Annotated in this window: 6 protein-coding genes; all 6 read right to left on the bottom strand. The window is 67.9% G+C overall.

Going from position 1 to position 5,476, the window contains the following annotated elements; all coding sequences use genetic code 11:
• On the bottom strand, positions 1-555 hold a 555-nt coding region (locus tag VLK61_RS04340; RefSeq protein WP_325418667.1), incomplete at its 3' end, for an SDR family oxidoreductase.
• 11 nt (positions 556-566) lie between these two features.
• Complete coding sequence (locus VLK61_RS04345) at positions 567-1,283, bottom strand: SDR family oxidoreductase (protein ID WP_325418669.1); 717 nt, start codon at positions 1,281-1,283, stop codon at positions 567-569.
• 52 nt (positions 1,284-1,335) lie between these two features.
• Positions 1,336-1,644 carry an NIPSNAP family protein gene (locus VLK61_RS04350; RefSeq protein ID WP_325418671.1) on the bottom strand — a complete coding sequence of 103 codons (309 nt, stop codon included), beginning with the start codon at positions 1,642-1,644 and terminating at the stop codon, positions 1,336-1,338.
• The gene (locus VLK61_RS04355; RefSeq protein ID WP_325418673.1) at positions 1,641-4,097 is read right to left on the bottom strand and encodes an efflux RND transporter permease subunit; all 2,457 of its coding nucleotides are present in this window, start codon (positions 4,095-4,097) and stop codon (positions 1,641-1,643) included. Before VLK61_RS04355 ends, VLK61_RS04350 begins: the two co-directional genes overlap by 4 nt.
• 8 nt (positions 4,098-4,105) lie before the next feature.
• Positions 4,106-5,185 (bottom strand): WD40/YVTN/BNR-like repeat-containing protein, encoded by a 1,080-nt coding sequence (locus tag VLK61_RS04360; RefSeq protein ID WP_325418675.1) that lies wholly within the window; start codon positions 5,183-5,185, stop codon positions 4,106-4,108.
• Positions 5,186-5,190: 5 nt separating this feature from the next.
• Positions 5,191-5,476 (bottom strand): hypothetical protein (locus VLK61_RS04365; protein ID WP_325418677.1); only part of this gene is annotated, 286 nt, incomplete at its 5' end.

The following is a 5,476-nucleotide window of genomic DNA, read 5'->3' on the forward strand; positions in this document are numbered from 1 at the left end:
CGTGTCCGTCAGGCCTGGCGAGAGGGAATTGGCACGAATGCCGCGGTGGCCGAACTCGTTGGCAATGCAGCGCACGACATGGTCGGTGCCGGCCTTGGTGCCCATGTAGGCGGCGTGATCGTTGAGCATGATCTTTGCCGTGGCCGAGCTGATCTGGATGATCGAGCCGCCGTCGTCCATCACCTCCAGCACGGCCTGGAAGAACAGGTGCGGGCCCTTGAACTGCAGCGCGGTGATGCGGTCGATCTCGTCTTCGGTGATCTCCAGGAAGGGCTTCAGCAGGCCCCAGCCGGTGGCGTTGACGGCAATGTCGAGGGAACTTCCCCAACGTTTGGCATGAGCGGCCAGGGCTTGCAGATCCGCCTTGCGCGTGATGTCGCACACCATGGCGCTGCCGCCGATCGTTGCCGCGAAGCGTTCCAGTTCTTCCGCATGGCGCCCGGCCACGACCACCCGCGCACCTTCAACGGCAAAACGGCGCGCGATGGCCTGCCCCATGTTGTCGCGGCCCGCCGCGCCCAGCACGATGGCGACCTTGTCCTGCAGGCGTGGCATCGGCGGGCCTTTCATGCGGCCAAACGCGCGGTGGCGCCGTTGTCGACGACGAATTCGGCGCCGGTGACAAAGCGCGATTCATCCGAAGCGAGGAACAGCACCATGTTCGCCACGTCCTCGGGCTGGCCGGCGCCGGGGAAGTTGGCGCCGACGACTGGCACCACCAGCGGCGTGTCGATGACGCCAGGGAAGATCGCATTGCAGCGGATGGGATAGCCCTTGTCGCGGCAGTGCCCAGCAACCGACAGGCTCAACGCGCGGATCGCGCCCTTGGCCGCGGCATAGGCCAGCACCGGCGGCGTGGCGCGCAGCGCGGCGATCGAGGAGATGTTGATGATCGAGCCACCGCGCTCCTTCATCACCTGCACTGCCTGCTGGCAGCCGATGAAGCAGGACTCGCCATGCACCGCCGCCATCAAGCGGTACTGCTCCAGCGTGGTGGTCTCGATGTCGCCGACCCGGCAGATGCCGGCGTTGTTGACCAGCACGTCCAGCCGGCCGTGTTTGGACAGTACGGCGGCGATCACCCGCGTCCAGTCGGCTTCTTGCGTCACGTCATGGTGCATGAACTCGCCGCCGATGCGCTTGGCCACGGCACGGCCGGCGTCATCGCTGATGTCGGTGACGATCACCTTCGCGCCTTCGCGCGCCAGCAGCGTGGCGTCTGCCGCGCCGAGCCCGGAGGCACCGCCGGTGATCAGCACGACCTTGTCCTGCAAACGCTTCATTGAGGGTCCTTTTGCCGTGGATTGGCACACAAACGAATCTGTCCGTTTGTTTTCATCGCGGATATTCCAGGGGCTGCAGGAAGACCACGGTCTCGTTGCGCACCACCTCGCCCAGGGTCTGGCTGAAGCGCGGAAACTCGGGGTGGGCCATCAGCACTTCGAGCCCATGGCCGTAGTGGTTGTAGTCCTCCAGCCGCCACAGATCGACGACCGTGTTCAGCCGGCCGCTGGTGTGCATGTAGGCCCCTTCGAGCTTCCAGCCCTCGCGTTCGAGGATGGGCACCATCTCGCTCATCAGCGCGACGAAGCGGGCGAAGCCGTTGGCCTCGACCTCCAGCGTGGATTTCATGTGCAGGCTCATGCGGTCACTCCGGGAAGCAAGGGTTGTGCGGATGCTGGCGCGTGAACATCGCTCGCGCCGCGTAGCAGAAAGTGAGACAGCGCCGGGATCAGCACCAGCGCGCCGAGCATGTTCCAGACGAACATGAAGGTCAGCAGGATGCCCATGTCGGCCTGGAACTTGATGGGCGACCAGGCCCAGGTGACGACGCCGGCGGCCAAGGTCACTCCTACCAGGCCGACGACTTTGCCTGTGAAGCTGAGGGCGCGGCGGTAGGCTTCGGCCAGCGTGCAGCCCAGGCGCTGCTGGGCCAACTGCACGCTCAGCAAGTACAGCGCATAGTCCACGCCGATGCCCACGCCCAGCGCCACCACCGGCAGCGTGGCCACCTTCACGCCGATGCCCAGCCGCACCATCAGCGCCTCTGCCAGGATGGAAGTCAGCACCAGCGGCAGCACCGCCACCACCACCGCGCGCCAGCTGCGGAAGGTGATGGCGCACAGCAGGATCACCGCGCCGTACACGTACAGCAGCATCAGGTGGTTGGCCTGCTTGACGACGATGTTGGTAGCAGCGTCAACACCGGCGCTACCGGCGGCCAGCAGGAACTGGCGCTCGGCCGTGCCGTGCTGGGCGGCGAAGGCGCTGGCGGCCTGCACCACGCGCTCCAGCGTCTCGGCCTTGTGGTCGGTGAGGAAGGCCAACACCGGAATCATCGAACACGCGGGATTGATGAACTCCGAGTTCCAGCTCAGCGCATTGCTGATCTGCGCATCGATCAGGCCCTGGTTGTCGCTGATCGTCGCCCACTTCGGATTGCCCTCGAAGCCGCCCGCGGTGTAGGCGCGCACGGTGTCGGCCAGCGAGGCCGTGCGCTGCACGCCGGGCACCTGGGCCAAGGTCCAGGCCAGGCGGTCGGCCTCGGTCAGCGTCTCGAACGAGCGGCACTTGTCCGGCGGTGTCTTCACCATCACCGCGAAGACATCGCTGGAGATGCCGTAGTGCGAGGTGATGAAGGCGTTGTCGCGGTTGTAGCGCGAGTCCGGTCGCAGCTCGGGCGCACCGGCATCGAGGTCGCCGACCTGCAGCTGCTGGCTGTAGACGAAGCCGGCCGCACCGAGCACCACCGATGTGGCGATGGCCGCCGCGGCCCAGCGGCGCTCGGTGAAGCGTTCCAGCCAGCGCCAGACCGCCCCACCCTTCTGTGAGTTGTCGCTGTCGCTGTCGACCAGGCTGCGGCGCGCCGCCTCAGCGCTGACGCCGACATACGACAACAGCACCGGCAGCAGCAGCAGGTTGGTGAAGATCAGCACCGCGACGCCCAGGCTGGCGGTCAGCGCCAGCTCGCGAATCACCGGGATGTCGATCACCATCAGCACTGCGAAGCCGACCGCATCGGCCAGCAGCGCCGTCAGCCCGGCCAGGAACAGGCGCCGGAAGGTGTAGCGCGCAGCTACCCAGCGGTGCATGCCGCGTCCGACGTCCTGCATGATGCCGTTCATCTTCTGCGCGCCGTGGCTCACGCCAATGGCGAAGACCAGGAAGGGCACCAGCATCGAGAACGGATCGAGTTGACCGCCGAGCGCGACCACGATGCCCAGCTGCCAGACGACGGCCACGCTGGAGCAGCCGATCACCAGCGCGGTGCTGCGGGCACAGCGCGTGAAGCCGAAGATGACGATCGTGGCCACCAGCGCGGCGACCAGGAAGAACAGCATCACCTGCTGCAGCCCGTCGATCAGGTCGCCGGCGAGCTTGGCGAAGCCGATGATCTGCATGCGCAGCGCGGGCTTGGCGGCGCCACCGGCAACATCGGCGGCCGTGTACTTGTCGCGGATCTGCTCGAGCGCGGTGGACAGCGCCCGGTAGTCCACCGGCCGTCCCTGCGCATCGGCCGCCAGCAGCGGCACCACGATCATGCTCGAGCGATAGTCGTTGGCCACCAGGCTGCCGACGACGCCGGCGCGTGCGATGTTCAGGCGCAGGTCGGCGATCGACTTGGCGCTGCCGTCGTAATCGTTCGGCAGCACCGGGCCGCCGGTGAAGCCTTCTTCGGTGACTTCCACCCAGCGCACCACCGGCGTGAAGATCGACTTCATCCAGGCGCGGTCGACGCCTGGCAGCAGGAAGATCTCGTCGTTGATCTTGGCCAGCCGGGCCAGGTAGTCCGCGTCGAAGATGTCGCCCTGGGTGGCCTCGACCACCACGCGCACCGAATCGCCCAGGCCGCGCAGCTGGCCGCGGTTCTCCAGGTAATTCTTGATGTAGGGGTGGCTGTGCGGCAGCATCTTGTCGAAGCTGGCGCCGACCGTCAGCCCGCGCAGCTGGAATGCAAACACCGCGGTCAGCAGGGCGCACACCAGCAGCAGCACCATGCGGTGGTTGAAGACCAGGCGCTCGAGCAGGTTGCCCGAGCGCGGATCGAACGGAGTCGTGTCGGGCGCGGTGATGCCCGCGTCGGTGGGGGAATGCATGGGTGCGCCTACTTGATCTGTTCGATGGCCAGGGTCTGCAGCCGCGCCCCGGCGGCGCCAACCAAACCGATGCGTTGTGCGCCGAGCGCGGTGACGCCGAAGTACGGCATCGGCTGCAGCGCGGGCACGGGCTGGAAGTGCTGGCCGCCGTCGCGGCTCAGCGCGATGCCGCCAGCCTGGTCGACCAGCACGATCGCGCCACCCGGCAGCGCCGTGCCCGCGGTGATGCCGGCTGTACCAACGCCGGCGACGGTCTGCCACTGCCGGCCTTCGTCGTCGCTGCGGAACAAGCGCCCGCGCATGCCGTAGGCCAGCAGCGTGCCGGCGTCGGTGGCCACCAGGCCGAACAGCGTGCCCTTGTACGGCGTGGCCACGGCCTCGAAGCGCTGCCCGTTCGGCTCCAGCCGCCAGACCATGCCTTGCTCGCCGGCCAGGAAGATGCCGCGTGCACTGCCGCGCACGGCATAGAAATGCAGGTCGCCCGGGTTCTGCGTGCGGTCCATCCACGGCGTCCACGTGCGGCCGCCGTCTTCGGTGCGGAAGATGCGGTTGAAGGTGCCGACGATGAAGCCGCTGGTCTCGCTGCTGAAGTGCACGTCCAGGAAACTTGGCGTGCTGCCATCTGCGCCTTGCGCCTTTTCGCGTTGCAGCAGCAGGGCCGCCTGCGCATCGGTGGACGCTCTTGTTTCGAGGTGGCGAAGTGCCACATCGTTGGCCTGGCGCCCGCCGAGTTGGCGCTGCCAGGTGGCACCGCCGTCGTTGCTGTGCAGCACGACGCCGCCATGCCCGACTGCCCAGCCATGCCGTGCGCTGGCGAACGAGATCGCCAGCAGATCACTGCTGACCGGGACGGCGGCCTGCGTCCAGCGGGCGCCGTTGTCGTCGGACCAGACGATGTGGCCGCGGGGGCCGGCGGCGACGATGCGCGCACCCGCCCGAGCGATGGCCAGCAGCGGGCTGTTCGCCGCCAGCAGCGTCGGCTGCGCGGCGATCTCCTGCGGCGGCTGGAACGCGCCTGCCGCCACCGGCAGCAGGCCCAGCGCCGCGCACAGGCGCCGGCGAGCGGGCGATGCGATGAAGGGGGGCATGGCGTTCACGACCATCGCTGCACCACGGGTTCGACGGCTGCCCGCACGGTGGCGGGAAGATCGCGCCAGGCCGAGCCCAGGTCGGCGCCCAGCGAACTGCGGCGATCAGTGATCGGCGGCGACACCAGGCGCGGCATCCAGCCCGAGTGCACCTGGAACGATTGCTTCAGGCCCGGTGCGGTGGCAATCGCCACCGGTCCCTTGCCGAGCGCGAGCGCGTCGAACACCTGCAGTTCCGTGTGGTCGGTGAACTGCACGAAGACGAGCATCCAGCCCTTGCCCTGCTCTTCC

Source organism: Aquabacterium sp. (assembly GCF_035476535.1).
Lineage (GTDB): Bacteria > Pseudomonadota > Gammaproteobacteria > Burkholderiales > Burkholderiaceae_C > Pseudaquabacterium.

Bases quoted from the DNA above. Each gene is read 5' to 3' on its own strand.
- VLK61_RS04360 (WP_325418675.1), bottom strand. From the start codon at position 5,185: ATGCCCCCCTTCATCGCATCGCCCGCTCGCCGGCGCCTGTGCGCGGCG.
- VLK61_RS04355 (WP_325418673.1), bottom strand. From the start codon at position 4,097: ATGCATTCCCCCACCGACGCGGGCATCACCGCGCCCGACACGACTCCG.
- VLK61_RS04350 (WP_325418671.1), bottom strand. From the start codon at position 1,644: ATGAGCCTGCACATGAAATCCACGCTGGAGGTCGAGGCCAACGGCTTC.
- VLK61_RS04345 (WP_325418669.1), bottom strand. From the start codon at position 1,283: ATGAAGCGTTTGCAGGACAAGGTCGTGCTGATCACCGGCGGTGCCTCC.